The sequence below is a fragment of the Ruegeria sp. CDSB086 genome (genome assembly GCF_059611065.1).
On record NZ_JBXWOV010000001.1, the window covers coordinates 102281 to 127751 of the forward strand.

Consider the following 25471-nt stretch of genomic DNA (forward strand, 5'->3'; position numbering starts at 1 on the left):
TATAAAGGATTCGCGCCAATAGCGCAAGAGAACCGCAAGATGCTGTTGCAGTTCTCTTTCAAGTTTCTAGGTTTTGTGGATCAGTTGGCTTGTGGGATCAGCGGCGCGTTGTCGCCATCTGCCGGAGGCAGCAGATCGTCAGCCGACGGAACCGCAGGTGTGCTTTCCTCGGTTGGTGCCGGGGCCGGAACGCCCAAACGGTCGATCACCGAACTGCCCGAGGATTTCTGAGCGGCCAGAATGGTCAGCGTGATTGATGTCACGATGAAACAAGCGGCCAGGATCCACGTCACCTTGCCCAAAGCAGTCGCTGCGGCGCGTCCGGTCATGGCGCCGCCACCCCCGCCGCCCATGCCAAGGCCACCGCCTTCGGACCGCTGCATCAGAACGACGGCGATCAGGCCCAGAGCCAAGAGGAGGTGGATAATGAGAACGACGTTTTCCATGGTGTTCCTGTACAGCGTGGCGTGTATCGCGTGGTACTTATGCAAGTTTTCCAGCGGGGGCAAGGGAGGAGTTGGCATCAAGAACGGTGATGTTTCAGATCACGGCAAAGGGACTGGACAGCATGGCCGCACCTCGCGCAGGCTGCGGCCATGCCACATGATGATCACGACCACCCGCACACCCTTTTGCCACCTGATCCTGCGTTGCGCGTAAAGGCGCTGGAAACGATTCTGACTCGCAAGGGACTGATCGATCCGGCGGCGCTGGATGAAATTATTGATACCTATCAGAACAAGATCGGCCCGCAGAACGGCGCGCGGGTCGTTGCCAAAGCCTGGACTGACCCGGACTTCAAAGCCGCGTTGCTGAAAGATGCCACATCGGTTGTCGCCGATCTGGGTTATTACGGGCGTCAGGGCGAACACATGGTTGTCGTCGCAAACACACCTGAACAGCACAACATGGTCGTGTGCACCTTGTGCAGCTGTTACCCGTGGCCGCTGCTTGGTATTCCGCCGGGTTGGTACAAATCCGATGCCTATCGGGCGCGGGCTGTGCGTGAGCCGCGCAAGGTTCTGGCTGAGTTCGGGGTGACCCTGCCCGAGACGTCCTCGGTTCGCGTTTGGGATTCGACGGCCGAGGTGCGGTACCTTGTGCTTCCGATGCGGCCAGAAGACACGGATGGCTTAACCGAAGACGAGTTGGCGGCACTTGTCACACGCGACAGCATGATCGGAACCGGCCTGCCAAAGGTGCCTTCATGACCAGAGTTCACGATATGGGGGGGCGGTTCGGCGATGGACCTGTGCACCCCGAACCCGATGATGCCCCGGTTTTTGCTGAAGACTGGCATGCGCGGGCATTGGCAGTCACGCTGGCCGCTGGATCGCTGGGGCAATGGAACATTGATATCTCTCGTCACGCACGCGAAAGGCTCTCACCCAAGGACTACACGCGATTTTCTTATTATGAGAAATGGATTTCAGCCCTGACGGACCTGCTGGTCGAAAGCGGCGTGCTGACCGAAGAAGACCTACGTGGCGAGGCAGACAAAGAAGAACACCCGCTGGCGAGCCGTAAGATGAAGGCCGAAGCGGTTGCTGGTGTGCTGGCCAGCGGCGGTCCTGCGGATAGACCTTCGAACGTCCCGGCGGAATATGCGATCGGGCAGGAGGTCGTGACAACACGTCCAACTGCCAACCGCTTGGTCGACGGCGGTCATACTCGGTTGCCCCACTATGCCGCCGGAGCGAAGGGGCGCATTCTAATGATGCACGGGACGCACGTGCTGCCGGATTCCAGCGCTCACAGATTGGGAGACGCGCCTGAGCCACTATATGCTGTTGTATTCCCGGCATCCGAACTTTGGACCAACCCGGAACATCCCAATGACGAGGTGGTTTTGGATCTTTGGCAAAGCTATCTGGGCCCGGCATGAGCAATTGCGTTGCCCATTCCGCCCCTGAGCCTGTTTTTGCTGAACCCTGGCATGCGCAGGTGTTTGCCGTGACGGTCGCACTGAATGAGACGGGCCGGTTTGATTGGCCCGATTGGGCTGCGCGGTTCTCGGACACCCTGAAGCGCCATGGGCTGGATCGGGAACTGAACGGCGGGAACGACTACTTTTTCGCGTGGCTGGAAACGCTTGAGGCATTGTTGGCCGAGCAAGGCACAGCCATGCCCGACGACGTAAACCGGCTGCGCAACGCCTGGGAAGACGCATATCTGACAACCCCACACGGCAATCCGGTGCAGCTAACGGACAAGTAGTTCTCGGAACTGCTCAACTGCGTCGAATTACCGGTTTCCCTGTCGCGTTACCCCCGTTATACGAGCCGAGTTTGATATCTCAGCGCAAAAGGACCGGATATGGCCAATGTGGTTGTTGTCGGCGCCCAGTGGGGTGACGAAGGAAAAGGCAAGATCGTCGACTGGCTCAGCGAGCGTGCAGACGTAATTGCACGCTTTCAGGGCGGACATAACGCCGGTCACACGCTGGTCATCGATGGTGAAGTCTACAAGCTGCATGCGCTGCCGTCCGGTGTTGTTCGCGGCGGAAAACTGAGTGTCATCGGAAACGGTGTTGTGCTGGATCCTTGGCACCTGATCAAAGAGATCGGAACCATTCAGGCTCAGGGCGTCGAAATCACCCCTGAAAATCTAATGATTGCTGAAAATACACCGCTGATCCTGCCGTTCCATGGTGAACTGGATCGGGCGCGTGAAAGTCAAAACTCGGTTGCGAAAATCGGGACAACCGGCCGCGGCATTGGTCCTTGCTACGAAGACAAGGTTGGCCGACGTGTGATCCGAGTGGCTGATCTTGCAGACGATGCAACGCTGGCATTGCGAGTTGATCGCGCCTTGGTTCACCACAACGCGCTGAGAAACGGCCTTGGGCTGGAGCCGATTGATCGTAATGCTCTGATCGCTCAGCTTAAAGAGATCGCGCCGCAAATTCTGCCGTTTGCTGCACCCGTCTGGAAAGTGTTGAACGAAAAGCGCAAGGCCGGCAAGCGTATCCTGTTCGAAGGCGCGCAAGGTGCGCTTCTGGATATCGATTTCGGAACTTACCCGTTTGTGACGTCGTCCAATGTTATTGCCGGTCAAGCTTCCACAGGCGTAGGAATCGGTCCGGGTTCTATCGATTTCGTTCTGGGCATCGTCAAAGCCTACACAACCCGTGTAGGCGAGGGGCCGTTCCCAACCGAGCTGGACGACGACGATGGTCAGCGGCTTGGTGAGCGTGGGCACGAGTTCGGGACGACCACAGGCCGCAAACGTCGTTGTGGTTGGTTCGATGCCTGCCTGGTGCGCCAGACCTGCGCGACCAGCGGTGTGAACGGTATCTCACTGACCAAGCTGGACGTTCTGGACGGATTCGAAACCCTGAAGATCTGCGTTGGCTATGAGCTGGACGGAGAACGTCTGGATTATCTTCCGACCGCCGCCGACCAACAGGCGCGCTGCAAGCCGATTTATGAAGAGATGCCGGGTTGGAGCGAATCCACCGAAGGGGCGCGCAGCTGGGCGGATCTGCCGGCCAATGCCATCAAATATGTGCGCCGGGTCGAAGAGCTGATCGATTGTCCCGTCGCCCTTTTGTCCACCAGCCCGGAGCGGGATGACACCATTCTGGTGACAGACCCGTTTGCAGACTGATGGCAGAGGAACAGAAACTAGGCCTCAGCTATAAGGCGCGCCGCCGCTGGTCTCTGGCGCTTTTGCTGATTGGATTGCCGCTTTACATCGTGGCTGTGGTGACGGTTGTGAACTGGCTTGATCGCCCGCCGATCTGGCTTGAACTGCTGGTCTATGTCGGTCTGGGCATCGTGTGGGCCTTGCCCTTCAAGTTCGTGTTCAAAGGCGTTGGGCAAGCAGACCCGGATCAGTCGGAAGATTGAGAGAGCACTTCTTTTACCTTACAAAAAAGGGGCCGATGATTGCATCGGCCCCTTTTTCTTTTGATTATTTAAGTTCAGCCTGCGGCGCGCTCATCGTCAGGACGGAACCCGATCTGCGTTGATGCAGCGAAGCGACCTCCACCGGCTTTTTCGATCTTGCCGTCCCGAAGCAATTGACCGAACGAGCGCAGGCTTTCTTCACGGTTGAAGTCATCCTGCTTGAGCGAACGAATCTTGTTCATCAACTGCGGGCGCGAGAATTGTTCCTGACCTTCGATGAACGACAAGTAGGCGGCTGCAGCTTCCAACAGGTCGGGCAGCGATTGTGCGCCTTGTTCCTGTGCAAACAGGGCAAAACCACCTTCTTCGTTGGAGTCGCCTGCTTCGTCTTCTGACTTGGACGTAACGCGGCGCGGGGTCACCGGACCGGAGTCCTGTTCCCTTGCGTCGACACGCTGTTCCGCAACCAGTTTCAGCGGCGACGAGGTGTCCGACTGAGGGCGCATGCTGGTGACTTGAATCTCGGGGCGGCGCGGGCTGACGACCGAGGTCAGATCGCCGCGATATCCGCTTTCCTCGGACTCTTCTTGCTGGGGCCGGTCCTCGCGCTCAGCTTCGGTTGCGGCGACGGCCGTGCGCAGATGCGAATAGGTTTCGCGCTGCGTGCTGGTCGCCGGGTCATCCATCTGGCTGTCGGCCTTGTCCATCAGGCGGGACAAATCCTGATCAAGGGCAGTTTCGTTCGATGATTGACCGTCCATTGCGGCCTCGACCTTCGAAATCTCGCTTAGAACATTGGCCTCATCCTCGGCGGTCAGATAACCCTCTTGGGTCTCTGCGACCTCTTCGATCTGATCCTCTTCGGTCTCTTCACTCAGGATATTGCCGGGCTCATCGGTTTCGGCCGTTTCTTCAAGATCGGTGAACAGTGCCGATGGCGTGGGCGCCTCTTCCTCGTCTTCATAGTCGGCGTCCTGCTGCATAGAGAACGGCTGTACGGGTTCTACCGGTTCTTCCGTTGTTTCGGCTTCTGCCACTGGCTCGGCCACGGCAGGGGTGTCCTCGATTTCTTCTGCCTCAAAAGCTGGTGCCATAGGTTCAGCGGCTGCTTCGGGCTTGTCCGATTCCGAAAGGTCCGACGCCTCGAGCGAACCCGCCTCAAACGCGGCGGCGACCGCATCCTTCGGGGCAGCTGGCTGATTACCCAGGCTTGTGTCTTCGTCTTCCGTATAAATCACCGAGTTTTCTTCGGAATGCGAAACGACGGCGCGGATGCGCTGCAGTTTTGCGGCAATGCTGTCGGCAGCTGGGGCAGGCGAGCTTTCAACCGGCTCGGCATCAGCAAAGAACGACTCGGCCCCTTGTGCAGGGGGGGTGGCACTGGGGCTCATTACTTGGGGGTCTGCTTGCGCCGCGGTTGGAACCACAGCTGGGGCTGGCTTTGCAGCCTGCTGGGTCGCGCGCAGCAACAGGCCGGAATCGCTCTGGCTGGCTTCTACATGTTTTGCGGCGTCACGCTGTGCGATCCGGGTCAGCATTTCTGCGTCAGGCTGTGGGGGTTCAGAACCAAAATACCGATCGTCGGCAGAAAGATCACGGAAGTATTCTGCGATTGCCTTCATCGTTTCGAATGAATCGTCGAATCCTTCCAAAGTGCAGGAGAAGGTTCCATAAGAAACGGTCAATACCTTGTTGTTCTGTACCATCAGACGCACGTCCTCTACAAACTACGAGAGCCAACCACCTTATGCAGGCACACCTATTGGCTCGGAACTCTCTGCATGAACCTATCATTTTGTGGTCTCAATGTGTCCAAATCCGGGAAAAATGATCAATCTAAGTAAAAAACGCCCAATTGTACGGTCATTTGAGCCAATTGCACTGGTCGGAGGTGGGGAAATCGGCCCTGACGACCTGGAGGTGATGCTGATTCGCGCCAATACGGTCGTGGCGGCCGATGGTGGAGCCGCCCCATTGGTAGAATCGGGTCGCCTCCCTGATGCCGTGATTGGTGATTTCGATTCGCTGGACAGCCGACACAAAGACCAAATTCCAGTGGACCGGTTGTATCCCATACGGGAACAAAACAGCACGGATTTTGACAAGGCTCTGCGCAGCATCGACGCGCCTGTTGTGTTGGGGGCAGGGTTCTTGGGCGGGAGGTTGGACCATCAGCTTGCTGTTCTTAACACGTTGGTTCAGAGACAGGATCGCCCCTGTATCCTGTTGGGCGAGACCGAGGTCGTCTTCCACGCGCCTCCACAGATTTCCCTGTGTATCACCCCTGGCGATGTCGTTTCATTTTTTCCGTTTCAACGGGTAACCGGAACCAGCAGAGGGCTGGAGTGGCCCATCGACGATTTGGTGATGGAACCAGGCGGGCAGGTAGGCACATCCAACCGCGCGCTGGCGGATGTTGAACTGACGGTGGATGCGCCGGGATTGCTGGTGATGGTGCCGCGATACGCTCTGGATCAGGTTATGCAGGCGTTTCTGTCGGCGCAGACCGGGCGCTGGCCCGCTCGCGCAGAATGACATACAGGCCTGCGGCGACGGTGATGCCAATGCCGACAGCGGCCATGCCATCCGGAAGGTCATGGAAGATCAACCAGCCAAAGAACGTCGCCACCGGGATCTCAAGATACTGCATGGGGGCCAGCGTGGCGGACGGCGCATAGCGCAACGACCACGTCATGAATAGATGCGCGACAGTGCCCAGGACACCGATTCCGATCAGCAGCAGGTGACTTTCACGCTCGGGAACAATGAAAGACAGCTCCCAAACATTGCCGAGTGTTCCCAGCGCCAGAACCGGCAGCAGCAGAACCGTCGCCATCACTCCGGATACGGCCTGCAAGGATATTGGGTCGGTGTCCTTGGCAATCTGTCGTGTCACCAACATGAAAAGGGAAAAGACAATCGCAACGACCAAGGGTAACAGAGCGGCGGCACCGACCTGAACAAAGCTGGGCTGGATGACCAGCAGAGTGCCCACGAACCCGACAACACAGGCGATCAGGCGGCGCATACCGACCTCTTCACCCAGCACGTACTTGCCCAGCAACAACATTATGAAGGGCATGACAAAGGCGATGGCGACTGCATCCGCCAGCGGCAAGTATTGCAGTGCGCTGAACATTGCCGCGATAGCGACGATATGCAGAACCGTTCGGATGAACGCCAGCCACACAAGACGTCCACGCATGCGCCAGTGCCGCCTGGTCAGGGCCACCAAAGGTATCAGGATCAACGCCTGAACGGCAAAGCGAATAAACACCAGAACGCCGACCGGTGTCGTCTCACCCAGCAGCTTGGCGATGGAATCGCCCATCGGTGCAAGCACGCAAAAACACAGCATCAAGAAGATGCCAAAGACGGGACGATCCTGGGTCATGCGGCGACGCTACGGGTTTTGGCACCCGGTTGAAAGCGTCTATGAAATCGGCTGCACCTTCGTGTAGTCGGGTCCGATGCAGACGGGCAGGTCGTCGTCCAGTTTCAGCCAATCCAGCCGTTCTTCATGGGCCACGTGCAGTGTGGGCTGCAATTGGTTGGGATCCTCTAATGTGGCGACATACAAATGCAGCACGTCCGACATTGCTTGGGATCGAAACGAGATCGGCGTGCCGCAATTGGGACAAAAGCTGCGCTCGACACCGGGCGAGGAATTAAAGGTTTTCGGAGACTCGCCAGTCCAGCGCCATTGCCCGTCGCGCACGCCAAAATGGGTCGTCATCGGCGCCGCACATTGCCTGCGGCAACTATCGCAATGGCAGCTCACGCAGGACAGGACCGGAGGATCAACCTCGTAGCGGATGGTGCCGCACAGGCAATGTCCTTGCATCGTTGACCTCCATTGCTGTCACTGTCAGCAGTTTGGCACGTTTACGGCCAACCCGCCCAGAGACGTTTCCTTGTACTTCTCATGCATATCATGCCCGGTCTGGCGCATGGTTTCGATCACTGAATCCAGCGGCACGAAGTGTTTCCCATCGCCACGCAGCGCAAGTGAAGCAGCCGAGACGGCTTTGATGGCCGCCAAACCGTTGCGTTCGATGCAAGGAACTTGCACCAGACCAGCGACCGGGTCGCAGGTCATGCCCAGATGATGCTCCAATGCAATTTCGGCGGCGTTTTCGACCTGCTCGGGCGTACCACCCATCACGGCGCAGAGGCCCGCTGCAGCCATTGCCGAGGCGCTTCCAACTTCAGCCTGACACCCAGCCTCAGCGCCTGAGATCGAGGCGTTGTATTTGACCAGCCCGCCAATGGCAGCTGCCGTAAGGAGGAAGTCCTCGATATGGCTTTCCGAGGCACCCGGAACGTGATCGAGGTAGTAGCGCAGTACGGCAGGCATCGTACCAGCTGCCCCGTTTGTGGGCGCAGTGACGACTTGCCCGCCAGCCGCGTTTTCCTCGTTTATCGCCATCGCATAGACGCTCATCCAGTCGTTGATGGTGTGCGGCGCGTTCAAGTTCATACCCCGTTCGGCCAACAACGCGTCGTGGATGCCCTTGGCGCGGCGGCGCACTTTCAGGCCGCCGGGCAGAATGCCATCCGTCTTCAGTCCACGTTCGATACAGTTGTTCATGACTTCCCAAAGGCGCGCGGTGCCTTTGGCGAAACTGTCCGCACAGCCCCGCGCGATTTCATTCTCGCGCTTCATCTGGGCGATGCTTTTGCCACTGGCGTTTGCCATCTCAAGCATTTCGGCCGCCGAGTGGAACGGGAAAGGCACGGCAGGGCCGTCATTGGTGGCTTTGCCTTCGGCCAGTTCTTCCTCGGTCAGAACAAAACCGCCGCCTACGGAATAATAGACCTGCCGCAGGATCACGTCGCCTTGTGCGTCGGTAGCCATCAGGATCATACCGTTGGCGTGACCCGGCAGGTTGTGGTCGTAGTCAAAGATCAGATCGGCCTTTGGATCGAATTGCAGGGTCGGCAACCCCTCGGGCGTGACTGAGTGCGTTTCAGCAATAGCAGCCAACGCGGCCTCGGCCTTGTCGTTGTCATAGGTGTCAGGAACAAACCCGGCCAGCCCAAGGATCGTAGCCCGGTCTGTTGCGTGACCTACGCCAGTAAAAGCCAGCGATCCGTGCAGCGATCCGCGAAGACCGGCGAATTCAAACGGCGAGGCGCGCATCAGGTCCAGAAACCGTGCGGCGGCAACCATCGGCCCCATTGTGTGTGACGAGGACGGGCCGATGCCCACTTTGAACATATCAAAAACAGACAAGAACATATCAGTTAGCAGAGCCTTCTGGAGGGTGAGCATAAGATGGACTGGTGAAGGGGGTAACCCCCAACCCCTCGGCCGCGATGGCAGCCCGGGTTGCGGGACGGCTTTCCAGGCGCATCAGAATGGATTGCAGGTAAGGCGTATCCGCCAATTGATACCAACTGCGATCAGCGCGCTCCGGGTAAAGGGACATCCACCGCATCTGGCAGGCAAGGTAGTATGTAAGGACCGAGGGCTGATCGGCGTGCAACCAGCTGGGCGCAGTTTTAGCAACGTCATCCAGAACCCGAAGATGTTGGCGCAGGCGCGGGCGAATACCGTTGCGCAAGGTTTCGGCCTGTGCCGTGTCGATGTATTTTTCGGCATAGAACAGGATGCGCAGATCGGCATGTAAAGTGTTCGATGCGAAAAAGAGCCATTTCAGGAACGCAGCCCGATCCGGGTTGTCAGAGGCGGGAGCCAGTTGCGCATGTGTATCTGCCAGCCACAAAAGGATGGCGGCTGTTTCAAAGATCGGACCTTGTGGCGTTTCAAGAACCGGGATCAGGCCGTTCGGATTCAACCCTCTGTAAGCCGCGCCATCCTGTGCGTTTTGCCGTCGATCCACCAAAGCCGTCTGATAAGGCAGGCCCATCTCTTCCAGCACCAGTCTGATCACCAGAGAGGCATTGTCGGGGGCAAAGTGCAATCTATAGGGCGCGTTCATGGGCTGTATTTATACACCAGCAGGGATGTCGAACGTCTCGATTGCGACGTTTCCAATAGGAAACGCGTAGTTTCGCGACAAGTTGGCCTGTTGGATCGGCGAATTGGCGCTCGCAGTTGCGTCGGACATTCCGTATAAATTCCGCAATACCAGGGGGGAATGCAACAATGACCGGAGATTTGTCACCCATAGACAAAGCCAAATATGCCGCGGCGCTTCGGGCCGCTGACATGGTTCAGGACGGGATGCGCGTTGGGCTGGGCACCGGATCAACGGCCGCCTGGATGGTCCGCCGTCTGGGAGAGCGGGTGCAGCAGGAAGGTTTGCGGATCAAGGCTGTTCCGACCTCAACCCGCACCGCGCAACTGGCCCGTGAGTTGGGGATCGAGGTCGTCTCGCTGGATCAGGCGGTTTGGCTGGATCTGACCATCGACGGCGCGGATGAATTTGACGGCGATCTGAACCTAATCAAAGGCGGCGGCGGCGCGCATCTGCAGGAAAAGATCGTGGCCACGGCAAGCGATCAGATGATCGTCATTGCAGATGCCGGTAAAGAGGTCGAAACGCTAGGCGCGTTCCCGTTACCGGTCGAGGTTATCCCTTTTGGCTGGCAGACAACGCGAACGCTGATCCAAGAGGCGCTGGATACGATGGACGTTCTGGGCACTTCTGCCGCGCTGCGCATGAACGGAGAGGCGCCGTTTGTCACGGATGAGGGCAATCACATTCTGGACCTCCACCTTCAGCGCATCGGAAATGCCAGGCAACTGGCGCTGGTGCTTAATCAGGTTCCGGGTGTGGTCGAGAATGGTTTGTTCATCGACATCTGTGACAAAGTTGTGATCGGCCACGGCGATGGTCGGGTCGAGCTGCGCGATATCAACGATGGAACGATCGAACTTGATCAGTCAGTGGAGGCAGGCGAGAACTTGTTCTCGGATCTGGCGGATTAAGCGGAGCAGACACAGATCGCTTTTCTTCACTCGTTTTATTCGGACGCTACATTGCTTTGAGTGAAGTCGTGACCGCGAACGATTTGGGACACGTACAATTTGGCACTTGGTTTGACCAATCCAAGACGCGGAGGCCGCCGTTGAATAAAACAAATGCAACCATATCTGGGCGTTTGTTCACAACGCTGCAGCGGTTCCCTGCGCAAGTTCGAGCAACCGAAGAGGCCGGAGCCCCGGCGATCACTCTGGACAGCAGCGCGAGATAGAGTACACCCCATGCAAGGCCTGCGGGCGCTTGCGGAAATTTGGAAGAGGCAGGACAAATGAGCTTTGACTATGATCTGTTCGTTATCGGCGGAGGCTCAGGTGGGGTCCGGGCCGCACGTGTGGCAGCTGGTGAGAACGGTGCCAAAGTGGGGCTGGCCGAAGAAGACCGCTACGGCGGCACCTGTGTCATCCGAGGCTGTGTGCCCAAGAAGCTGATGGTCTTCGCCAGCGAATTCTCGGGTATGGTCGGTGATGCGCAAGCCTATGGCTGGGACATTCAGGCCGGTGCTTTGAACTGGGATACTTTTCACGGCAAGCTGGTGACTGAACTGGACCGGCTTGAAGGCATCTACCGCAATATCCTGAAAAACAACGGCGTTGAAAGTTTTGACCAGCGGGCGACCGTTGTGGATCCACATACGGTCGAATTGGCGGATGGGACACGCAAGACAGCCAAGCACATCCTGATCGCTACAGGCGGTCGTCCGGTCGTGCCCGAGTTCCCGGGATCGGACCTGGCGATCACGTCGAACGAGATCTTCCACCTTGAGAAGCTGCCCCAAAGCATTCTGATTGTCGGTGGCGGCTACATCGCCAGCGAGTTTGCCGGAATCATGAACGGGATGGGCGTCAAAACCACTCAATTCTATCGCGGTGCGCAAATTCTGCGAGGATTCGACGAAGAAGCACGTGGCCTGATCTGCGAAGAGATGCGCCAGAACGGCATCGATGTTCGTTTGGGCACCAATGTGCTGGAAATGACCAAAGAAGGCGACAAGATCCGCGTCAAGGCCACCGATGGCACCGAGGATCAGTTCGACGTGGTCATGTACGCCACCGGGCGTGCCCCGAATGCGGATAATCTGGGCCTTGAGGCGCTGGGTGTGGAACGTGGCCGCAAAGGTGAGATCGTGGTGGATGAGTACAGCCAGACTGGCGTACCCTCGATCTATGCGATCGGCGACGTGACCGACCGCGTGAACCTGACACCCGTCGCGATCCGCGAGGGGATGGCCTTTGTCGAAACCGTGTTCAAAGGCAACCCGACGCCTGTGGATCATGAACTGATCCCGACCGCGATCTTTACGCAGCCGGAATTCGGAACGGTAGGGCTAAGCGAAGAAGAAGGCGCGGCACAGGAACCGATTGAGGTTTACGCGACATCGTTCAAACCAATGCAAAAAGCCTTTGCCGGTGGAACGCAGCGCGTGCTGATGAAGCTGATCGTCAGCCAGGCGACCCGTAAGGTTCTGGGCTGCCACATCGTCGCGCCGGGCGCGGGTGAGATGATCCAGCTGGCTGGCATTGCCGTAAAAATGGGCGCAACCAAGGAAGATTTCGACCGCACGGTTGCCGTTCATCCGGTGATGGCAGAGGAATTGGTAACAATGCGGCAACCTGTGCGCACTGCTTGATTTGCAACCGCGCGCACACAAGTTACAAGGGAACCCGTGATCACACGGTCCAACACAAGGGAATAGATACATATGGCGGGCAATAGCGGCGGCCCCTGGGGGGGCGGAGGCTCCTCGGGCGGCGGAGGAAATCGGGGTGACAACGGTGATGGGCGCAAGCCCCCCGAAGGCGATGGTCCGCAGATCCCCGAGATTGATGAGCTGATGAAGAAAGGCCAGGAACAGCTGCGCGTCCTTATGGGCGGCCGCGGCGGTTCAGGCCGAGGTGGCAACGGTCAGGGCTCTGGCGGCGGTGGCCCCATCTTCACAAAAGGTACGGTTCTTATTGGTGTCGTCGTCGCGGCGGTATTGTGGGGGGCGGCCAGTTTTTACACGGTCAAGCCCGAAGAACAGTCGGTTGAGTTGTTCCTCGGCGAATTCTCGGCCGTCGGAAATCCGGGTCTAAACTTTGCGCCGTGGCCTTTCGTTACCGCCGAAGTCATCCCGGTCACCCGTGAACAGAACGAAGATATGGGCGGCGCGCGCGGCAGCGATGATGGCTTGATGCTGACCGGCGACGAAAACGTGGTCGATATCGACTATCAAGTCGTTTGGAACATCAACGACCCTGCGAAGTTCCTGTTCAACTTGCGTGATCCGCGCCAAACGATCCGTGCGGTGTCGGAATCAGCGATGCGCGAGATTATCGCTCAAAGCGAGCTTGCACCGATCCTGAACCGGGATCGTGGTGTTATCGCGGATCGCTTGCAGGAACTGATCCAGTCCACAATGGACAGCTATGATTCAGGGATCAACATTGTCCGCGTCAACTTTGACAAAGCCGACCCGCCTCAGGATGTGATCGCCGCCTTCCGCGACGTTCAAGCTGCTGCGCAGGAACGGGACCGGTTGCAGAACGTAGCCGATGCCTATGCGAACAAGGTGTTGGCAGAAGCGCGCGGCGAAGCTGCGCAGGTTCTGGAAGAGGCAGAAGGATATCGTGCCCAACAGATCAACAGTGCGCGGGGTGAAGCCAGCCGCTTTAGCGCAGTTCTGGAAGAATACTCCAAAGCACCCGATGTGACGCGTAAGCGTCTGTATCTGGAGCGAATGGAGCAGATTCTGGGTGACGTTGACAAAATCATTCTGGACCAGAACTCATCCGGGCAAGGGCAGGGTGTTGTGCCCTATCTGCCGCTGAACGAGCTGCGTCGTAGCCCAGCCGGGGAGAGCAACTGATGCGTAAATCACCCATTATCCTCATTCTTGTCGTGATCCTTGGCGTCGTAGGCCTGTCTTCGATCTTCATCGTGGATGAACGTGAACGCGCGCTGGTCTTGCAATTTGGTCGTGTCGTCGCGGTCAAGGAAGACCCCGGTCTGGCGTTCAAAATCCCGGTGATTCAAGAAGTTGTCCGCTATGACGACCGTATCCTGTCTATTGACGTACAGCCCCTTGAGGTGACCCCTCTGGACGATCGGCGTCTGGTTGTCGATGCATTCGCACGTTACCGGATTTCAGATTTGAACCAGTTCCGCCAGGCCGTTGGTGTCGGTGGTATCCCGGTTGCCGAGGATCGTCTGGATCGTATTTTGCGGGCCGAAACCCGCGAAGTTCTGGGCTCGGTTTCGTCCCGTGACATCCTGAGCTCGGACCGTGCGGCACTGATGCTGCGCATCCGAAACAGCGCGATTGCCGAAGCACAGGCGCTGGGCGTGACTGTAATCGACGTGCGTTTGAAGGCGACCGACTTGCCACAGGCCAACCTTGAGGCGACCTTCGATCGCATGAAGGCCGAGCGGGAACGTGAAGCAACAGACGAACGTGCCCGTGGTAACGAGGCGGCGCAGCGTGTGCGTGCGCAAGCTGACCGGACCGTGGTGGAACTGGTGTCAGATGCCCGTCGTGAAGCCGAAATCACCCGTGGTGTAGCGGACGCCGAACGTAACGCGATCTTTGCGGAAGCCTATGGCGCGGACCCGGAGTTCTTTGAATTCTACCGTTCGCTGACCGCGTATGAGAACGCGTTGCAGGGCGGCAATAGCTCGTTGGTTCTGAGCCCGGATTCCGAGTTCTTCAACTACCTCGGTTCGCCAACCGGACGGCAAGCTCCCGCTGCTGCGGCCTCCGAATAATGGGGCTGATCCTTCTGGCTTTCGGGCTGGTATTGATTGTAGAGGGGCTGGCCTATGCGCTGGCCCCTTCGCTTATTGAGCGCATGTTAGAGGTATTGCGGTCACTGCCCGAGCAGGCGCGGCGGCTGGCCGGTTTGCTGAGCGTAGTTAGTGGGTTTGTCCTGCTATGGGGGGCTTATCAGGTTGGGTTTTGATGCGGGGACCTCACTTGCAGGTGATTTCCCCGCGATCCCGAGTTGCGGGCAAGGACAAACCGACTACATTGGTTCCTGAGAAGATTTGCCCGAGGGCAGTTTTACAAGACTTGTTGACAAGGAGTTCCCAAGTGCAGGCACACGCACGCAGTATTTCGGTCCGGCAGGACGAGGGTGTTGGTTTCATGCGGCTGATGTGGCTGGCCATTGCAGGGATGATTCTTGTTCTGGCCCAATCCGTCGCTGCGCAGGCGCGGAGCGAAAGCCTGGCGCCGCTGGCAGAAAAGATCAGCCCGGCCGTGGTCAACATTACCACCTCAACGTTGATCGAAGGCCAGACCGGCCCGCAGGGCATTGTGCCCGAGGGATCACCGTTCGAAGATTTCTTTCGCGATTTTCAGGACCGGAACGGTGATGATGAAAATCGCCCGCGCCGCAGCAACGCGCTGGGTTCGGGGTTCGTGATTTCCGAGGACGGCTACATCGTCACCAACAACCACGTGATCGCCGAGGCCGATGAAATCCTGGTGGAGTTCTTCCCCGGTGATGGACAGCCGCCGGAGGAACTGCCTGCCAAGGTGATCGGCACGGATGAGAAAACCGATATTGCGCTGCTGAAGGTCGAGGCCCCAGGCCCGCTGCAATACGTGCAGTTTGGCGACAGTGACGTCGCCCGTGTCGGTGATTGGGTTATTGCCATGGGCAACCCGTTGGGGCAGGGCTTCTCGGTTTCGGCCGGGATCGTTTCGGCCCGCAACAGGGCGCTGAGCGGTTCGTATGACGACTACATCCAGACCGACGCGGCCATCAACCGGGGCAACTCGGGCGGTCCGCTGTTCAACATGAATGGCGAAGTGATTGGTGTGAATACAGCGATTTTGTCGCCCAACGGCGGCTCGATCGGGATCGGCTTTTCAATGGCGTCCAATGTCGTGGTCAAGGTGGTCGACCAACTGCGTGAATTCGGCGAAACCCGCCGTGGTTGGCTGGGCGTTCGCATTCAGGACGTAACCGAGGACATGGCCGAGGCAATGGGGTTGGCCAAACCGGGCGGTGCGCTGATCAGCGATGTTCCGGATGGGCCGGCGAAAGATGCTGGTCTGCTGGCTGGTGACGTGATCCTCAGTTTTGATGGGGTCGAGGTCGAAGATACACGCGGCCTTGTGCGTCAGGTCGGCGAGACAACCGTGGGCAAAGCCGTGCGTGTTGTCGTGCATCGCGATGGCGGAACACAGACCGTCCTGGTTACTCTGGGGCGTCGTGAGGATGCCGAACGGGCCGATCAGGACGACGAGGAAACGTCTGAGGCTCCAACGGAAGAGAATGCTGACATTCTTGGTCTGACCATTTCGCCGCTGACGGACACGCTACGCACGGATCTTGGTCTGGAAGAAGACGCCGATGGGCTGGTTGTGACCGAAGTGGATGAAGCCTCTGAGGCGTTTTCCAAAGGGTTGCGCGCCGGCGATCTGATCACCGAGGCTGGACAGCAAAAGGTGACGTCGATTGAAGATCTGGAAGCACGCATGGAAGAAGCGGGTGAGGCCGGGCGTAAATCGCTGTTGTTGCTTGTACGACGCGGTGGCGACCCCCGCTTTGTGGCGCTGAGTTTGGGCGAGTAACGCACCACATCAAACGTTGTGACAAGGCCGGGGCAATGCCTCGGCCTTTTCCGTTCCACGTGGCGCTGAAAGTAAGTGAGCCACACGCCGGGGAGGCGCATGGCTCTGGTACAGGGAGAGGCCAGTGGACAGATATCGGGGATGATTCTCTGGCCCCCTACGGTAACAACTAAGACATTAGCTATTTTGGCATGCGCCGTATGTGAAGGAGGTCACAAGGTCAGATTAAGTCGGATTCGGCCAGTTCTTTCAGGGCGTTAAAGTCCTGGATCATCAACCCGCCGCGGGATGCCTCGACAACATTGTCGCGTTTCCAAGTGGAAATCGTCTTGGATACAGCCTCGCGCGTGGCACCGACGAACTCGGCCAATTCGCTTTGGGACAGGGTGATGCGCATGGCGGGGTCGTCCTGAAGGGCAGACAGATGCAGCAATTTGCGCGCCAGACGAATGGGCATCGGCAAGAACACTTGTTCGTTTAGCTGTGACCCCATCCAGCGCATGCGCAGGCCCGCCAGACGGATCATGTCGACGGCAAGATCGGGGTGCTGGCGGATCTGGTCCATCACGTCGCTGCGGCGCACGCGCAGCACGCTAGATGGCTCGGCCGCTGCTATTGTGGCGGTCCGCGGCCCGCTGTCGAACAACGCAATTTCGCCAAACACTTCGCCCGGCTTCATAAGGGTCAAAGACAGCTTGCGCCCGCTCATCGCAAGGAATGAAACCTCGAGCGTACCTTCAGAAATCACATACAGCGCATCGCCTTCGTCCCCCTGCTCAAACAGCACCTGGCCTTGATCCAAGGAAATCTCGGTCGCGAGTGCCGAAAGCATAGCCCTGAGTCGGTCTGATGCCTCGGACAGGAATCCGCTGTTTGGGAGTGCCTTCATGTGGTTGAGGGGTCTCCGGCTGCTGGTGTTGAGTGGTGCCCCAATGTTCCACAGCCGGGCTATTATTCCAAGGTTTTTATTGGTTTGCCTGATTGTGCGCTGTGTGACGGCTCAATATGAAAGCAAACGCTTAAGCTGCGCGCCGATTATCAGTGTTCGCCTATTGGTGGTCTGGATCATCCATGTAGCGTTGCAACAGACTGAACTGAAGCATCAGGAACGCCATCAGCGCGATCGGAAAGGCGAAAGTTTCAATTTTGACCCACAGGTCCGTCGACATGGTTCGCCAGACAAATTCATTGGCAACGGCCAGAACCGCAAAGCAGCCGCACAACCGGCGGGTCAGGATCATCCAGCCCTCGTGGCGCATCGGCAGCATATCTTCGAGGACATAGGCCAGGTAGGATTTCCCTTGCAGAAGGCCAATTCCAAGGATGACCGAGAAAAAACCGTAAACCAGCGTGGTTTTCATCTTGAAGAACCGCTCATCATTGAACCAAGCGGTCAGGCCCCCAAAGAAGATGACCATGAAGGCGGTGAATATCTGCATCCGGCTCAGTTTGCCGGTCAGGACCCAGAGGATGCCCATGGCGGCCAGCATCAGCGGGACGAAGATGATCGTCGCAATGATAAAGCCTGAATATTCAATGCCTCCGATCAGGAAACTGTCGTCACGCAGACGTAGGTAGATGAAGAAAAAGGCCAGTGGCGGCCCAAGCTCTAACGCTTGTTTCAGAAATGGATTGATTTCTTTTTTGCCTGGCATGTCGGTTTCCTGATTTTTACCCGCCCATTTCAACTATTACGGCGCCCAATGCAATCAATGCCATCAGCGCGACCCGTCTTGGCCCCACAGTTTCTTTTAACACCAGCCACCCGATAAGCGCCGCGAAGACTGTCGAGGTTTCTCGCAGAACGGCGGCTTCGCCGACCTTGTCCAGACGGGTGGCCAGCATGATTGCTCCGAAGGACATAGGGGCGATGATGCCTCCGGCCAAGCCCCGCAACATCAATGGGCCGACGGCTGGGCGGTCGATCATGGCGCGCCATCTGAGGAATGCGTAAATCGGCATCGCAAACCCGTCGATCATAAAAAACCACGCCAGAAAGGTGAACGGGTCGGCGGTGGCCCGGATACCATAGGCGTCATAAGTGGTGTAGAGCGCGACAAACAGGCCGGTTGCGATGGCCAGTACCAGCGCGATGCCCAGCGTTTCCCGGTTGGTTTCCAGAAAACGCAAATTATAGGCGGCCAGGCCGAAGATACCGGCCAGCAGAACCAAAACGCCAAACCATTGAATCCCGGTAAAGATCTCGCCAAAGAGCAGATAGGCGCCAATGACCGTGAATAGGGGGCCAGTGCCGCGTACGACCGGGTAGACGACAGTGTACGAACCCTTTGTATAGGCCATGGCCTGAAGGACCTTGTAGGCGATGTGGATCACCCAGACCACGGCGAAGATGGACCACATGTAGGGTTCAGGCCACGGCACCACGAAAAAGGCAAAAGGGGCGGCCATCAGGCAATAGCAGGCGTCGATTGCCCCACGGGACAGCCAGGGATCGTGGCGGCCCTTCTGCAACGCGCCAAATACCGCATGCAGGAAGGCGGCCATCAGAGCGAGGCCAAGAGCCAGCTGATGGCCCGCTTCGGTGCCTTCGAGAGAAATCAGCCAGTCGCTCAAATGTCAGTCTTTTCGCTGGGTGGAGAGGCCGGGGGTTTTCCACCCTCAGACCCCCGGAGGATATTTAGGGCCAGATGAATGGGGGATCAGGTTCGGTCCAGGCCAGTGAGGGCGGCGGCGAACTCTTCAGGGTCGAAGGGGGCGAGGTCGTCGATCTGTTCTCCAACGCCGATGGCATGGATTGGCAGGCCGAATTTGTCGGCCAGTGCAACCAATACGCCACCTTTGGCGGTGCCGTCGAGTTTGGTCATCACCAGGCCTGACACGTCAGCGAGATCGCGGAATGTCCGGACCTGGCTCAGCGCGTTCTGGCCCGTGGTGGCATCCAGCACCAGCAGCGTGTTGTGCGGGGCGGTCTCGTCGATTTTGCGGATTACGCGGACGATCTTGGCCAGTTCCTCCATCAGGTCCGCACGGTTTTGCAGGCGACCGGCCGTGTCGATCATCAGCAGGTCTGCGCCGTCTTGCTGCGCGCGGGTCAGGGCGTCGAAAGCCAAGGAGGCCGGGTCTGACCCCTCTGGTGCGGTCAGCACCGGCACGCCGGCGCGGTCGCCCCAGACCTGGAGCTGTTCGACGGCGGCAGCGCGGAATGTGTCCCCGGCGGCGATAACGACCTTTTTGCCCGCAGCTTTGAACTGGCTAGCGAGCTTGCCGATGGTCGTGGTTTTGCCGGACCCGTTGACGCCAACGACCAGCACGACCTGCGGGCGCTTGGGGTAGATGGGCAGAGGCTTGGCAACCGGTTCCATCACACGGGCGACTTCCTGGGCGAGCAATTGCTTGATCTCTTGCGTGGAGAGTTTCCGGCCCAATCGCCCCTCGGCCATGTTGGATGTGACCCGCAAAGCGGTGTCGACGCCCATATCCGAGGCGATCAGCAGTTCCTCTAGCTGCTCAAGCATATCGTCGTCCAACGTACGACGGATGACGGCCTTGGCTTCGTTCCGGCCAAACAGGCGTCCCAACACCCCTTTGGATGGCGCGGCCTCAGGCGGGGGCGGAGCAGGGGTTGGGTCGACCGGCGCGGGTTCAGGTGTTTCGACCGGCTGTGGCACAGGGGCGGGTTCAGGTGTCTCTGGCACCGGCTGTGGAACTTCGGGAACCGGTTCCGGCTGCGGCTCAGGCTCGGGGATAACTGGATCGGGGGCGGTCGTTTCCTCGCCACCGTCTTCGACGATGGCATCCAGCCCCTGTTCGAGGCGGGACGAGGATTTGAACAGCTTGTCCTTGAGCTTTGAGAAAAACGCCATTTTTAGTCTCCGCAGGTGTTCCTCTCACCTAATGCGGATTTGCGGCAGTTGCAAAGGGTCACAAAAACGCAATCAACAGCCCCGCTTGCGCGCCCCAGTATAGGATCCAGATCATATAGGGCGTGATGCGTAGCGCCGGATGGCCGTCAGGCAGCAGAAACTTTTCAGTCGCCAGTATCAGGTCCGACGCGATGAAGGCCAGTGCGGCGGGCAGGGCCCAGCGTAACGCGCCCGCCTCGGGCAAGGCGAGGACCGTAATGCCCATGCCAAGGATGATCGGGATATAGCCCAGAACCGGTACCTTGAGGTCACCGGCGCGGGGGGCGAGCAGGGTTGCAGCAACGATCCCGAGGATGATCAGCGACCAAAAGATGCCCGGCTTGTCGAAGATCAGAGCGGTGTCGCTGGATGGGTGGCTGAGGAACAGAGCGATATAGGCCAGGTGGCCTGCTGCAAATGCACCGATCCCTGCCATGAAGGTCGAGTCCGTCTCGCGTGATAACAGCGCGTCGCCCAAGGCGCACAGGACTAGCGCAAGGGTCAGTAGCATGGGGGCGCCACTTAAGACAGCAACCAGCGCCAGTAGCGCGACAGAGGCCGTCTTGAAGAGGGATCGCAGGGGGCTGGCCGGGCGCGGTGACATCGGCAAATAGGCCAGCGCGCTCGCGGCAGCGATCCAGAAAAAAGCGGTTGTCATCAAATGCCCCCCATTTGGCTATTTTTGGCAGCATCACCGGGATCGCCATTACAACTCAAGCGGTGACGTTAAGGCAGCCGGTTTTAGGGGATTGTCTGTTGGCGATGCTGACCGGCATCTGTCAGAATGTTCCCATGCTCAGGCGTATTGCGATTCTTCTGACACTTTCTGCGCAGACGGCAGCGGCTCAGTCAGCTTTGTCTGGGGCTGAATTCGACAGTTATACGCGCGGAAAAACCATGTTCTATGGGTTTCAGGGAACGGTTTACGGCGTCGAACGCTATTTGCCCAATCGCCGCGTGATCTGGTCTTTTCTGGACGGCAATTGCAAAGAGGGTGTCTGGTACGAACAAGCGGGCCAGATCTGCTTTGTCTACGAAGACCGGATTGACCCGCAATGCTGGGTCTTTACCAAGTCTGACGGGGGCCTGATCGCCTTGTTCGAGGGCAACTCGGACGCCACCGAGCTGTACGAGGCCGAGGACATCAATGAAGAAATGGTTTGTCTCGGCCCCGAAGTCGGGGTCTGAAGGCGCATTCGGCTAGAACAGCGAGCCCTGGTCCGGTGCATCTTTCTTTGCTGACTTCTTAGGTGCCGCCGGTGAAGTCGTGGGCTGGCTCGTATTCAGCAGACCATCTGCGAATTCGATCTCGAATGCGCTGTGCTTTGACGCCTTTTTCTTGGTTGTCAGAACCTCGCCCTCAGCTCGGACCACAGCGTAGCCACGCTGCAACGTCGCCTTGTAGCTAAGTGTTTCACGCAGGCGATCAGCGGCGTCCAGCTGTTGCCGCATCCGATCCAGGCGCGTGGCCTGTGCCGCGTTCATACGGTCGGCCAACCTGTTGATATTCTGCTTTTGTTGTTCGATCTCTCTGTGGATTGGGCGCAGAGACAGACGGGATGACAGGTTGCGTAAGGCTTCGTTTCTGGTCGAAACGAGATTGCGCAACGTCGACGGGCGCAGATGTGCGGACAGCTCGACGACCTGCAGACGTCGGTTCTGGACGCCGCGATTCAGTGCGGGCGCCAGCCGATCTGCAATCAAATCAAGTCGTTGGCGTGGAGTGTTCAACAAACTGTCCGGGCGAGGCAACGCGCGGGACAGATCACGAAGCCGTTGAGACCGCCTTTGAACCGCATCCGTAGCGGCACGAGACAGACGCGCGCCTTGCTCACCTGTCCAGGCCAGTATTTCCATTCGAACCGGCACGGCAAGCTCGGCCGCGGCGGTCGGTGTTGGCGCGCGGCGGTCTGATACAAAGTCGATCAGCGTCGTATCTGTTTCGTGACCAACGGCTGAAATCAGAGGAATGTCCGAAGCGGCCGTCGCACGCGCGACAATTTCTTCGTTAAAGCCCCAAAGATCCTCGATCGACCCGCCCCCCCGGGCGACAATGATCAGGTCGGGGCGGGGCAGTGAACCGCCAGGTGTCAGCTTGTTGAACCCTTCGATGGCCCGCGCAACCTCGGTCGCGCAGTTGGAGCCCTGTACAGCGACGGGCCAGATCAGCACCTTGCGCGGGAAGCGATCTCGCAGGCGGTGCAGGATGTCCCGGATCACAGCACCAGATGGTGAGGTCACCACGCCAATGATCTGCGGCAGGTACGGCAGAGGCTTTTTCCGTTCGGGCGCAAACAGACCTTCAGCCTCGAGCTGTTTCTTGCGCTTTTCCAGCAAGGCCATAAGTGCGCCTTGCCCGGCGACCGCGACCTCATCGACGTTCAGGTTGTATTTCGATTGCGCGCCAAAGGCCGTCAGGCGCCCGGTGACGACAACCTCAAGACCTTCTTCCGGCACCACCGAGAGGCCCGAAACCTGACCTTTCCAGGTGGTGCAGGCCAAAACGTTCCGGTCATCCTTGATGTCATAGTACAGATGCCCCGAGCGCGCTGTGAACACGCGTCCGACCTCACCACGCACACGGATTCGCCCGAACGTGCCCTCGAGCGTGCGTTTCACCTCACCCGAGATGTCCGAAACGGTGTATTCAGGGGTGTTTTGGCCCGGGATCGGGTCATCAAGCAGGTCGGACATTTCAGCGCCTTGTGTCAAATGCCCGGCCAGCTTAGAACGCCCGGAAGGCGAGGCCAAGCAGATCGGAGACCTTCATGAACATCCTTATTCTCGGCAGCGGCGGGCGGGAACATAGCCTCGCCTGGGCGGTGATGCAAAATCCCAAATGTGACCGACTGATCGTGGCGCCGGGAAATGCAGGGATTGCACAAATTGCCGAGTGCGCGGCACTGGATGTCGAAAACGGCGGCGCGGTTGTCAGTTTTGCCGAAGAGAACGCGATTGACTTCGTGGTCGTCGGCCCCGAAGCGCCCCTGGCCGCTGGAGTCGCGGATCGTCTGCGTGAAGCGGGTGTGCTGGTCTTTGGTCCGTCGGCAGATGCGGCGCAGTTGGAAGCATCGAAGAGTTTCACCAAGGAAATCTGTGACGCGTCGAACGCTCCGACCGCAGCCTATGCAAGGTTCACCGAGGCCGAACCTGCCAAGGCTTACGTCCGCAAACAGGGCACGCCGATCGTGGTCAAAGCCGATGGTTTGGCGGCAGGTAAGGGTGTGATCGTCGCCATGGACGAACAGACCGCGCTGGAGGGCATCGACGACATGTTCGGCGGCGCTTTTGGTGGCGCGGGGGCCGAGGTGGTGATTGAGGAGTTCATGGAGGGCGAAGAGGCATCTCTCTTCGTCTTGTGTGATGGCGAGGACATTCTGTCCATTGGCACGGCGCAGGACCACAAGCGCGTAGGAGAAGGCGACACGGGCCTGAACACGGGCGGTATGGGGGCGTATTCCCCAGCGCCGGTCCTGAGTGCCGAGATCGAGGCGCGCGCGATGGAAGAGATCGTGCGCCCGACCATGGCCGAGATGAAGCGCCGGGGCATGCCGTTTCAGGGCGTTTTGTATGCGGGGTTGATGATCAAGGACGGCCAACCGAGGTTGGTCGAATACAACGTCCGCTTTGGTGACCCGGAATGCCAGGTTCTGATGATGCGGCTTGGTGCCCAGGTTCTGGACCTGCTTCATGCCGCGGCCGAGGGCCGTTTGAGCGAGACACAGGTAAACTGGGCCGACGATCATGCGATCACTGTTGTGATGGCGGCACAGGGGTATCCGGGTTCCTACGTAAAAGGATCTGCGATCAAGGGCTTGGATGCGCTTCCTGAGGACAGCGGCAACATGGTCTTTCACGCTGGCACTAAGGCCGTTGATGGGCAGGTTCAAGCCGCAGGCGGGCGCGTGCTGAATGTGACCTCGCGCGGGAATACTCTGCAAGAGGCGCGCGATCGGGCATATGCGATGATTGAAGGTGTGGATTGGCCCGAAGGCTTTTACCGCCGCGATATCGGCTGGCGGGCTCTTTGAACAGTCGGTAGGTCAGGGGGCTTTGCCCCTTCGGCCTATCGCCTCACTCACAGGAAATTTTTAGCCAGATGAAGAGGCGGATCAGCACTTGAGCGCGTTGTTCAGGCTTTTGGGGCCGGTAAACGCGCCGAGGTCGCGGGTGGTCCAGTCGTTTTCGTAAGTGACGCTGATGACGCGGGTCCAGTTGCCGTTGGCGAGGATCAGTTCCGGAGTGCCGCCGCAATCGCGCAGACCGCCGGAGATGAAATCTTCTCCAATACGGTGATTGGTGAGATTGGGCAGCGATGCGATTTCGGTCAGCTCGCCGTCTGCAAATCGCCATATGCGCAGGGTTTTGGCCAAGTGAGGGCGATCGACATAGGCGATCTCGACGTTGCCATCGCCATCCATGTCGGCCGCTCCGACCGGAGCGAGCCAGCGAAAGCGGGTTCCGATGTAGGGCGTAGCGGCGATCAGGCCGCCGCCATTGTAGATTGCAAGCCGTGCACCTTTATCACGATGGCTTTCAACCACCAGAGCTTCGCGACGCCCATCGTTGTCAAAATCAATCAGGCGCGGTCGGATATCTTCGAAAACGCGATCTTTTGGCAGCCGGATTGTGTATTTCGCCCATTCCGGCGCGTATTGCAGGATCAGAGCGCCGTATTCGATCTGATCACCAAGTACCCCGTGCGGGTATCGCGCAGTGGGTTCCGAGTACTCCGCCGAACCCAACGGTTCATACTGCCATGGCTGCTGAGATCTTGTCTGGCTCGGACAGATTCCAATTGCGATCGCGGCAGCCGCGATCGCTTTGAAAAGCATCAGATCTGCTTTTCGGGCATTTGAACAACCAGCCCGTCCAACTCATCAGTGACCTTGATCTGGCAGGTCAGGCGCGAGCGGGCCGGGTCGGGTTCAAAGGCGAAATCCAGCATGTCCTCTTCCATGTCGTCCTTGGCCGGAACCTTCTCGACCCAGTCGGGGTGGATATAGACATGGCAGGTCGAACAGGCGCAGGCGCCGCCGCAATCGGCCTCGATGCCGGGGATATTGTTGTCACGGGCCCCTTCCATGACGGTCAGGCCGCTGGCGACTTCGACTGTATGTTCGGTACCGCCGTGCTCGACATAGGTAATCTTTGCCATTGCGTGCGTCTTCCTCTTTCGCTTGTCGAATTCTTCCATAGTGAAGGCATTTAGGTCTTTCCAGCCTCATTTGCGACTCGTCACGCCGC

General features: G+C 58.6%; 28 protein-coding genes. 14 read left to right on the forward strand and 14 right to left on the reverse strand.

What is annotated here, in order from left to right:
• Positions 1 to 80: 80 nt before the first annotated feature.
• Complete coding sequence (gene secG / locus AC2FIO_RS00515; protein ID WP_058276104.1) at positions 81 to 446, reverse strand: preprotein translocase subunit SecG; 366 nt, start codon at positions 444 to 446, stop codon at positions 81 to 83.
• Between the two features lie 150 nt (positions 447 to 596).
• On the opposite strand from secG, the gene nthA reads away from it, so the two are divergent.
• The 5 genes from nthA (at position 597) to AC2FIO_RS00540 (ending at position 3851) form a co-directional block, all read left to right on the forward strand.
• Positions 597 to 1211, forward strand: a complete 615-nt coding sequence (gene nthA, locus AC2FIO_RS00520) for a nitrile hydratase subunit alpha (RefSeq protein ID WP_058276103.1) — start codon at positions 597 to 599, stop codon at positions 1209 to 1211.
• Positions 1208 to 1885 carry a nitrile hydratase subunit beta gene (gene nthB, locus AC2FIO_RS00525; RefSeq protein WP_496694989.1) on the forward strand — a complete coding sequence of 226 codons (678 nt, stop codon included), beginning with the start codon at positions 1208 to 1210 and terminating at the stop codon, positions 1883 to 1885. The genes nthA and nthB overlap by 4 nt, the downstream gene beginning before the upstream one ends.
• The gene (locus AC2FIO_RS00530) at positions 1882 to 2217 is read left to right on the forward strand and encodes a nitrile hydratase accessory protein (RefSeq protein ID WP_496694991.1); all 336 of its coding nucleotides are present in this window, start codon (positions 1882 to 1884) and stop codon (positions 2215 to 2217) included. Before nthB ends, AC2FIO_RS00530 begins: the two co-directional genes overlap by 4 nt.
• Before the next feature lie 99 nt (positions 2218 to 2316).
• Positions 2317 to 3609, forward strand: coding sequence for an adenylosuccinate synthase (locus AC2FIO_RS00535; RefSeq protein WP_058276100.1), 1293 nt, complete (start codon positions 2317 to 2319; stop codon positions 3607 to 3609).
• Positions 3609 to 3851 (forward strand): DUF2842 domain-containing protein, encoded by a 243-nt coding sequence (locus tag AC2FIO_RS00540; RefSeq protein WP_282118769.1) that lies wholly within the window; start codon positions 3609 to 3611, stop codon positions 3849 to 3851. Before AC2FIO_RS00535 ends, AC2FIO_RS00540 begins: the two co-directional genes overlap by 1 nt.
• A gap of 74 nt (positions 3852 to 3925) precedes the next feature.
• On the opposite strand, the gene AC2FIO_RS00545 is transcribed toward AC2FIO_RS00540, so the two are convergent.
• Positions 3926 to 5557, reverse strand: coding sequence for a hypothetical protein (locus AC2FIO_RS00545; RefSeq protein WP_282118768.1), 1632 nt, complete (start codon positions 5555 to 5557; stop codon positions 3926 to 3928).
• Between the two features lie 121 nt (positions 5558 to 5678).
• On the opposite strand from AC2FIO_RS00545, the gene AC2FIO_RS00550 reads away from it, so the two are divergent.
• On the forward strand, positions 5679 to 6386 hold the full coding sequence (locus AC2FIO_RS00550) for a thiamine diphosphokinase (protein WP_282118767.1): 708 nt from the start codon (positions 5679 to 5681) through the stop codon (positions 6384 to 6386).
• Here the strand turns inward: AC2FIO_RS00550 and AC2FIO_RS00555 are convergent.
• The 4 genes from AC2FIO_RS00555 to AC2FIO_RS00570 are packed head-to-tail and all read right to left on the reverse strand — an operon-like array spanning position 6331 to position 9796.
• Positions 6331 to 7245: a DMT family transporter gene (locus AC2FIO_RS00555; RefSeq protein ID WP_496694994.1), complete on the reverse strand. Its 915-nt coding sequence runs from the start codon at positions 7243 to 7245 to the stop codon at positions 6331 to 6333. The genes AC2FIO_RS00550 and AC2FIO_RS00555 overlap by 56 nt on opposite strands.
• Positions 7246 to 7284: 39 nt before the next feature.
• Positions 7285 to 7695 carry a GFA family protein gene (locus tag AC2FIO_RS00560; protein WP_496694996.1) on the reverse strand — a complete coding sequence of 137 codons (411 nt, stop codon included), beginning with the start codon at positions 7693 to 7695 and terminating at the stop codon, positions 7285 to 7287.
• A 24-nt stretch (positions 7696 to 7719) separates the two neighbouring features.
• Positions 7720 to 9093 carry an L-serine ammonia-lyase gene (locus tag AC2FIO_RS00565; RefSeq protein ID WP_058274837.1) on the reverse strand — a complete coding sequence of 458 codons (1374 nt, stop codon included), beginning with the start codon at positions 9091 to 9093 and terminating at the stop codon, positions 7720 to 7722.
• Position 9094: 1 nt separating this feature from the next.
• Positions 9095 to 9796 carry a glutathione S-transferase family protein gene (locus AC2FIO_RS00570; RefSeq protein ID WP_496694998.1) on the reverse strand — a complete coding sequence of 234 codons (702 nt, stop codon included), beginning with the start codon at positions 9794 to 9796 and terminating at the stop codon, positions 9095 to 9097.
• Between the two features lie 167 nt (positions 9797 to 9963).
• Here AC2FIO_RS00570 and rpiA point away from each other — a divergent pair, with 167 nt between their 5' ends.
• The 6 genes from rpiA (at position 9964) to AC2FIO_RS00600 (ending at position 16361) form a co-directional block, all read left to right on the forward strand.
• Positions 9964 to 10749 carry a ribose-5-phosphate isomerase RpiA gene (gene rpiA, locus AC2FIO_RS00575; RefSeq protein WP_496695000.1) on the forward strand — a complete coding sequence of 262 codons (786 nt, stop codon included), beginning with the start codon at positions 9964 to 9966 and terminating at the stop codon, positions 10747 to 10749.
• A gap of 323 nt (positions 10750 to 11072) precedes the next feature.
• Complete coding sequence (gene gor / locus AC2FIO_RS00580) at positions 11073 to 12431, forward strand: glutathione-disulfide reductase (RefSeq protein ID WP_496695001.1); 1359 nt, start codon at positions 11073 to 11075, stop codon at positions 12429 to 12431.
• 72 nt (positions 12432 to 12503) lie between these two features.
• Positions 12504 to 13649 carry an FtsH protease activity modulator HflK gene (hflK, locus tag AC2FIO_RS00585; protein ID WP_108858948.1) on the forward strand — a complete coding sequence of 382 codons (1146 nt, stop codon included), beginning with the start codon at positions 12504 to 12506 and terminating at the stop codon, positions 13647 to 13649.
• A complete protein-coding gene (hflC, locus tag AC2FIO_RS00590; protein ID WP_282118761.1) occupies positions 13649 to 14545 on the forward strand; it encodes a protease modulator HflC in 897 nt (298 codons plus the stop codon). The genes hflK and hflC overlap by 1 nt, the downstream gene beginning before the upstream one ends.
• On the forward strand, positions 14545 to 14739 hold the full coding sequence (locus tag AC2FIO_RS00595) for a DUF2065 domain-containing protein (protein WP_496695002.1): 195 nt from the start codon (positions 14545 to 14547) through the stop codon (positions 14737 to 14739). The genes hflC and AC2FIO_RS00595 overlap by 1 nt, the downstream gene beginning before the upstream one ends.
• Before the next feature lie 185 nt (positions 14740 to 14924).
• Positions 14925 to 16361: a Do family serine endopeptidase gene (locus AC2FIO_RS00600; protein ID WP_496695644.1), complete on the forward strand. Its 1437-nt coding sequence runs from the start codon at positions 14925 to 14927 to the stop codon at positions 16359 to 16361.
• Positions 16362 to 16581: 220 nt separating this feature from the next.
• Here AC2FIO_RS00600 and AC2FIO_RS00605 read toward each other — a convergent pair whose 3' ends face one another.
• The 5 genes from AC2FIO_RS00605 to AC2FIO_RS00625 all read right to left on the reverse strand — a co-directional run bounded on the left by AC2FIO_RS00605 (position 16582) and on the right by AC2FIO_RS00625 (position 20882).
• Positions 16582 to 17250 (reverse strand): Crp/Fnr family transcriptional regulator, encoded by a 669-nt coding sequence (locus AC2FIO_RS00605; protein ID WP_058274845.1) that lies wholly within the window; start codon positions 17248 to 17250, stop codon positions 16582 to 16584.
• 160 nt (positions 17251 to 17410) lie between these two features.
• Positions 17411 to 18016 (reverse strand): inner membrane-spanning protein YciB, encoded by a 606-nt coding sequence (locus AC2FIO_RS00610; RefSeq protein ID WP_058274883.1) that lies wholly within the window; start codon positions 18014 to 18016, stop codon positions 17411 to 17413.
• Between the two features lie 16 nt (positions 18017 to 18032).
• The gene (locus tag AC2FIO_RS00615) at positions 18033 to 18935 is read right to left on the reverse strand and encodes an EamA family transporter (RefSeq protein ID WP_496695005.1); all 903 of its coding nucleotides are present in this window, start codon (positions 18933 to 18935) and stop codon (positions 18033 to 18035) included.
• Positions 18936 to 19021: 86 nt separating this feature from the next.
• Positions 19022 to 20185, reverse strand: coding sequence for a signal recognition particle-docking protein FtsY (ftsY, locus tag AC2FIO_RS00620; protein ID WP_496695007.1), 1164 nt, complete (start codon positions 20183 to 20185; stop codon positions 19022 to 19024).
• A 58-nt stretch (positions 20186 to 20243) separates the two neighbouring features.
• A complete protein-coding gene (locus AC2FIO_RS00625) occupies positions 20244 to 20882 on the reverse strand; it encodes a lysoplasmalogenase family protein (protein ID WP_496695009.1) in 639 nt (212 codons plus the stop codon).
• A gap of 134 nt (positions 20883 to 21016) precedes the next feature.
• On the opposite strand from AC2FIO_RS00625, the gene AC2FIO_RS00630 reads away from it, so the two are divergent.
• Entirely contained in the window at positions 21017 to 21412 is a 396-nt protein-coding gene (locus tag AC2FIO_RS00630) for a hypothetical protein (protein ID WP_109311886.1), read from the forward strand.
• A 12-nt stretch (positions 21413 to 21424) separates the two neighbouring features.
• Here the strand turns inward: AC2FIO_RS00630 and xseA are convergent, their stop codons facing one another.
• A complete protein-coding gene (gene xseA / locus AC2FIO_RS00635; RefSeq protein ID WP_496695010.1) occupies positions 21425 to 22918 on the reverse strand; it encodes an exodeoxyribonuclease VII large subunit in 1494 nt (497 codons plus the stop codon).
• A gap of 74 nt (positions 22919 to 22992) precedes the next feature.
• Between xseA and purD the strand changes: the two genes are divergently transcribed.
• On the forward strand, positions 22993 to 24255 hold the full coding sequence (gene purD / locus AC2FIO_RS00640) for a phosphoribosylamine--glycine ligase (RefSeq protein WP_496695012.1): 1263 nt from the start codon (positions 22993 to 22995) through the stop codon (positions 24253 to 24255).
• 81 nt (positions 24256 to 24336) lie between these two features.
• Here the strand turns inward: purD and AC2FIO_RS00645 are convergent, their stop codons facing one another.
• Complete coding sequence (locus AC2FIO_RS00645; RefSeq protein ID WP_496695014.1) at positions 24337 to 25059, reverse strand: FG-GAP repeat domain-containing protein; 723 nt, start codon at positions 25057 to 25059, stop codon at positions 24337 to 24339.
• On the reverse strand, positions 25059 to 25382 hold the full coding sequence (locus AC2FIO_RS00650) for a 2Fe-2S iron-sulfur cluster-binding protein (RefSeq protein ID WP_058273927.1): 324 nt from the start codon (positions 25380 to 25382) through the stop codon (positions 25059 to 25061). Before AC2FIO_RS00650 ends, AC2FIO_RS00645 begins: the two co-directional genes overlap by 1 nt.
• Positions 25383 to 25471: the final 89 nt, after the last annotated feature.

Bases quoted from the DNA above. Each gene is read 5' to 3' on its own strand.
- secG (WP_058276104.1), bottom strand. From the start codon at position 446: ATGGAAAACGTCGTTCTCATTATCCACCTCCTCTTGGCTCTGGGCCTG.
- nthA (WP_058276103.1), top strand. From the start codon at position 597: ATGCCACATGATGATCACGACCACCCGCACACCCTTTTGCCACCTGAT.
- nthB (WP_496694989.1), top strand. From the start codon at position 1,208: ATGACCAGAGTTCACGATATGGGGGGGCGGTTCGGCGATGGACCTGTG.
- AC2FIO_RS00530 (WP_496694991.1), top strand. From the start codon at position 1,882: ATGAGCAATTGCGTTGCCCATTCCGCCCCTGAGCCTGTTTTTGCTGAA.
- AC2FIO_RS00535 (WP_058276100.1), top strand. From the start codon at position 2,317: ATGGCCAATGTGGTTGTTGTCGGCGCCCAGTGGGGTGACGAAGGAAAA.
- AC2FIO_RS00540 (WP_282118769.1), top strand. From the start codon at position 3,609: ATGGCAGAGGAACAGAAACTAGGCCTCAGCTATAAGGCGCGCCGCCGC.
- AC2FIO_RS00545 (WP_282118768.1), bottom strand. From the start codon at position 5,557: ATGGTACAGAACAACAAGGTATTGACCGTTTCTTATGGAACCTTCTCC.
- AC2FIO_RS00550 (WP_282118767.1), top strand. From the start codon at position 5,679: ATGATCAATCTAAGTAAAAAACGCCCAATTGTACGGTCATTTGAGCCA.
- AC2FIO_RS00555 (WP_496694994.1), bottom strand. From the start codon at position 7,245: ATGACCCAGGATCGTCCCGTCTTTGGCATCTTCTTGATGCTGTGTTTT.
- AC2FIO_RS00560 (WP_496694996.1), bottom strand. From the start codon at position 7,695: ATGCAAGGACATTGCCTGTGCGGCACCATCCGCTACGAGGTTGATCCT.
- AC2FIO_RS00565 (WP_058274837.1), bottom strand. From the start codon at position 9,093: ATGTTCTTGTCTGTTTTTGATATGTTCAAAGTGGGCATCGGCCCGTCC.
- AC2FIO_RS00570 (WP_496694998.1), bottom strand. From the start codon at position 9,796: ATGAACGCGCCCTATAGATTGCACTTTGCCCCCGACAATGCCTCTCTG.
- rpiA (WP_496695000.1), top strand. From the start codon at position 9,964: ATGACCGGAGATTTGTCACCCATAGACAAAGCCAAATATGCCGCGGCG.
- gor (WP_496695001.1), top strand. From the start codon at position 11,073: ATGAGCTTTGACTATGATCTGTTCGTTATCGGCGGAGGCTCAGGTGGG.
- hflK (WP_108858948.1), top strand. From the start codon at position 12,504: ATGGCGGGCAATAGCGGCGGCCCCTGGGGGGGCGGAGGCTCCTCGGGC.
- hflC (WP_282118761.1), top strand. From the start codon at position 13,649: ATGCGTAAATCACCCATTATCCTCATTCTTGTCGTGATCCTTGGCGTC.
- AC2FIO_RS00595 (WP_496695002.1), top strand. From the start codon at position 14,545: ATGGGGCTGATCCTTCTGGCTTTCGGGCTGGTATTGATTGTAGAGGGG.
- AC2FIO_RS00600 (WP_496695644.1), top strand. From the start codon at position 14,925: ATGCGGCTGATGTGGCTGGCCATTGCAGGGATGATTCTTGTTCTGGCC.
- AC2FIO_RS00605 (WP_058274845.1), bottom strand. From the start codon at position 17,250: ATGAAGGCACTCCCAAACAGCGGATTCCTGTCCGAGGCATCAGACCGA.
- AC2FIO_RS00610 (WP_058274883.1), bottom strand. From the start codon at position 18,016: ATGCCAGGCAAAAAAGAAATCAATCCATTTCTGAAACAAGCGTTAGAG.
- ftsY (WP_496695007.1), bottom strand. From the start codon at position 20,185: ATGGCGTTTTTCTCAAAGCTCAAGGACAAGCTGTTCAAATCCTCGTCC.
- AC2FIO_RS00625 (WP_496695009.1), bottom strand. From the start codon at position 20,882: ATGACAACCGCTTTTTTCTGGATCGCTGCCGCGAGCGCGCTGGCCTAT.
- AC2FIO_RS00630 (WP_109311886.1), top strand. From the start codon at position 21,017: ATGCTCAGGCGTATTGCGATTCTTCTGACACTTTCTGCGCAGACGGCA.
- xseA (WP_496695010.1), bottom strand. From the start codon at position 22,918: ATGTCCGACCTGCTTGATGACCCGATCCCGGGCCAAAACACCCCTGAA.
- purD (WP_496695012.1), top strand. From the start codon at position 22,993: ATGAACATCCTTATTCTCGGCAGCGGCGGGCGGGAACATAGCCTCGCC.
- AC2FIO_RS00645 (WP_496695014.1), bottom strand. From the start codon at position 25,059: ATGCTTTTCAAAGCGATCGCGGCTGCCGCGATCGCAATTGGAATCTGT.
- AC2FIO_RS00650 (WP_058273927.1), bottom strand. From the start codon at position 25,382: ATGGCAAAGATTACCTATGTCGAGCACGGCGGTACCGAACATACAGTC.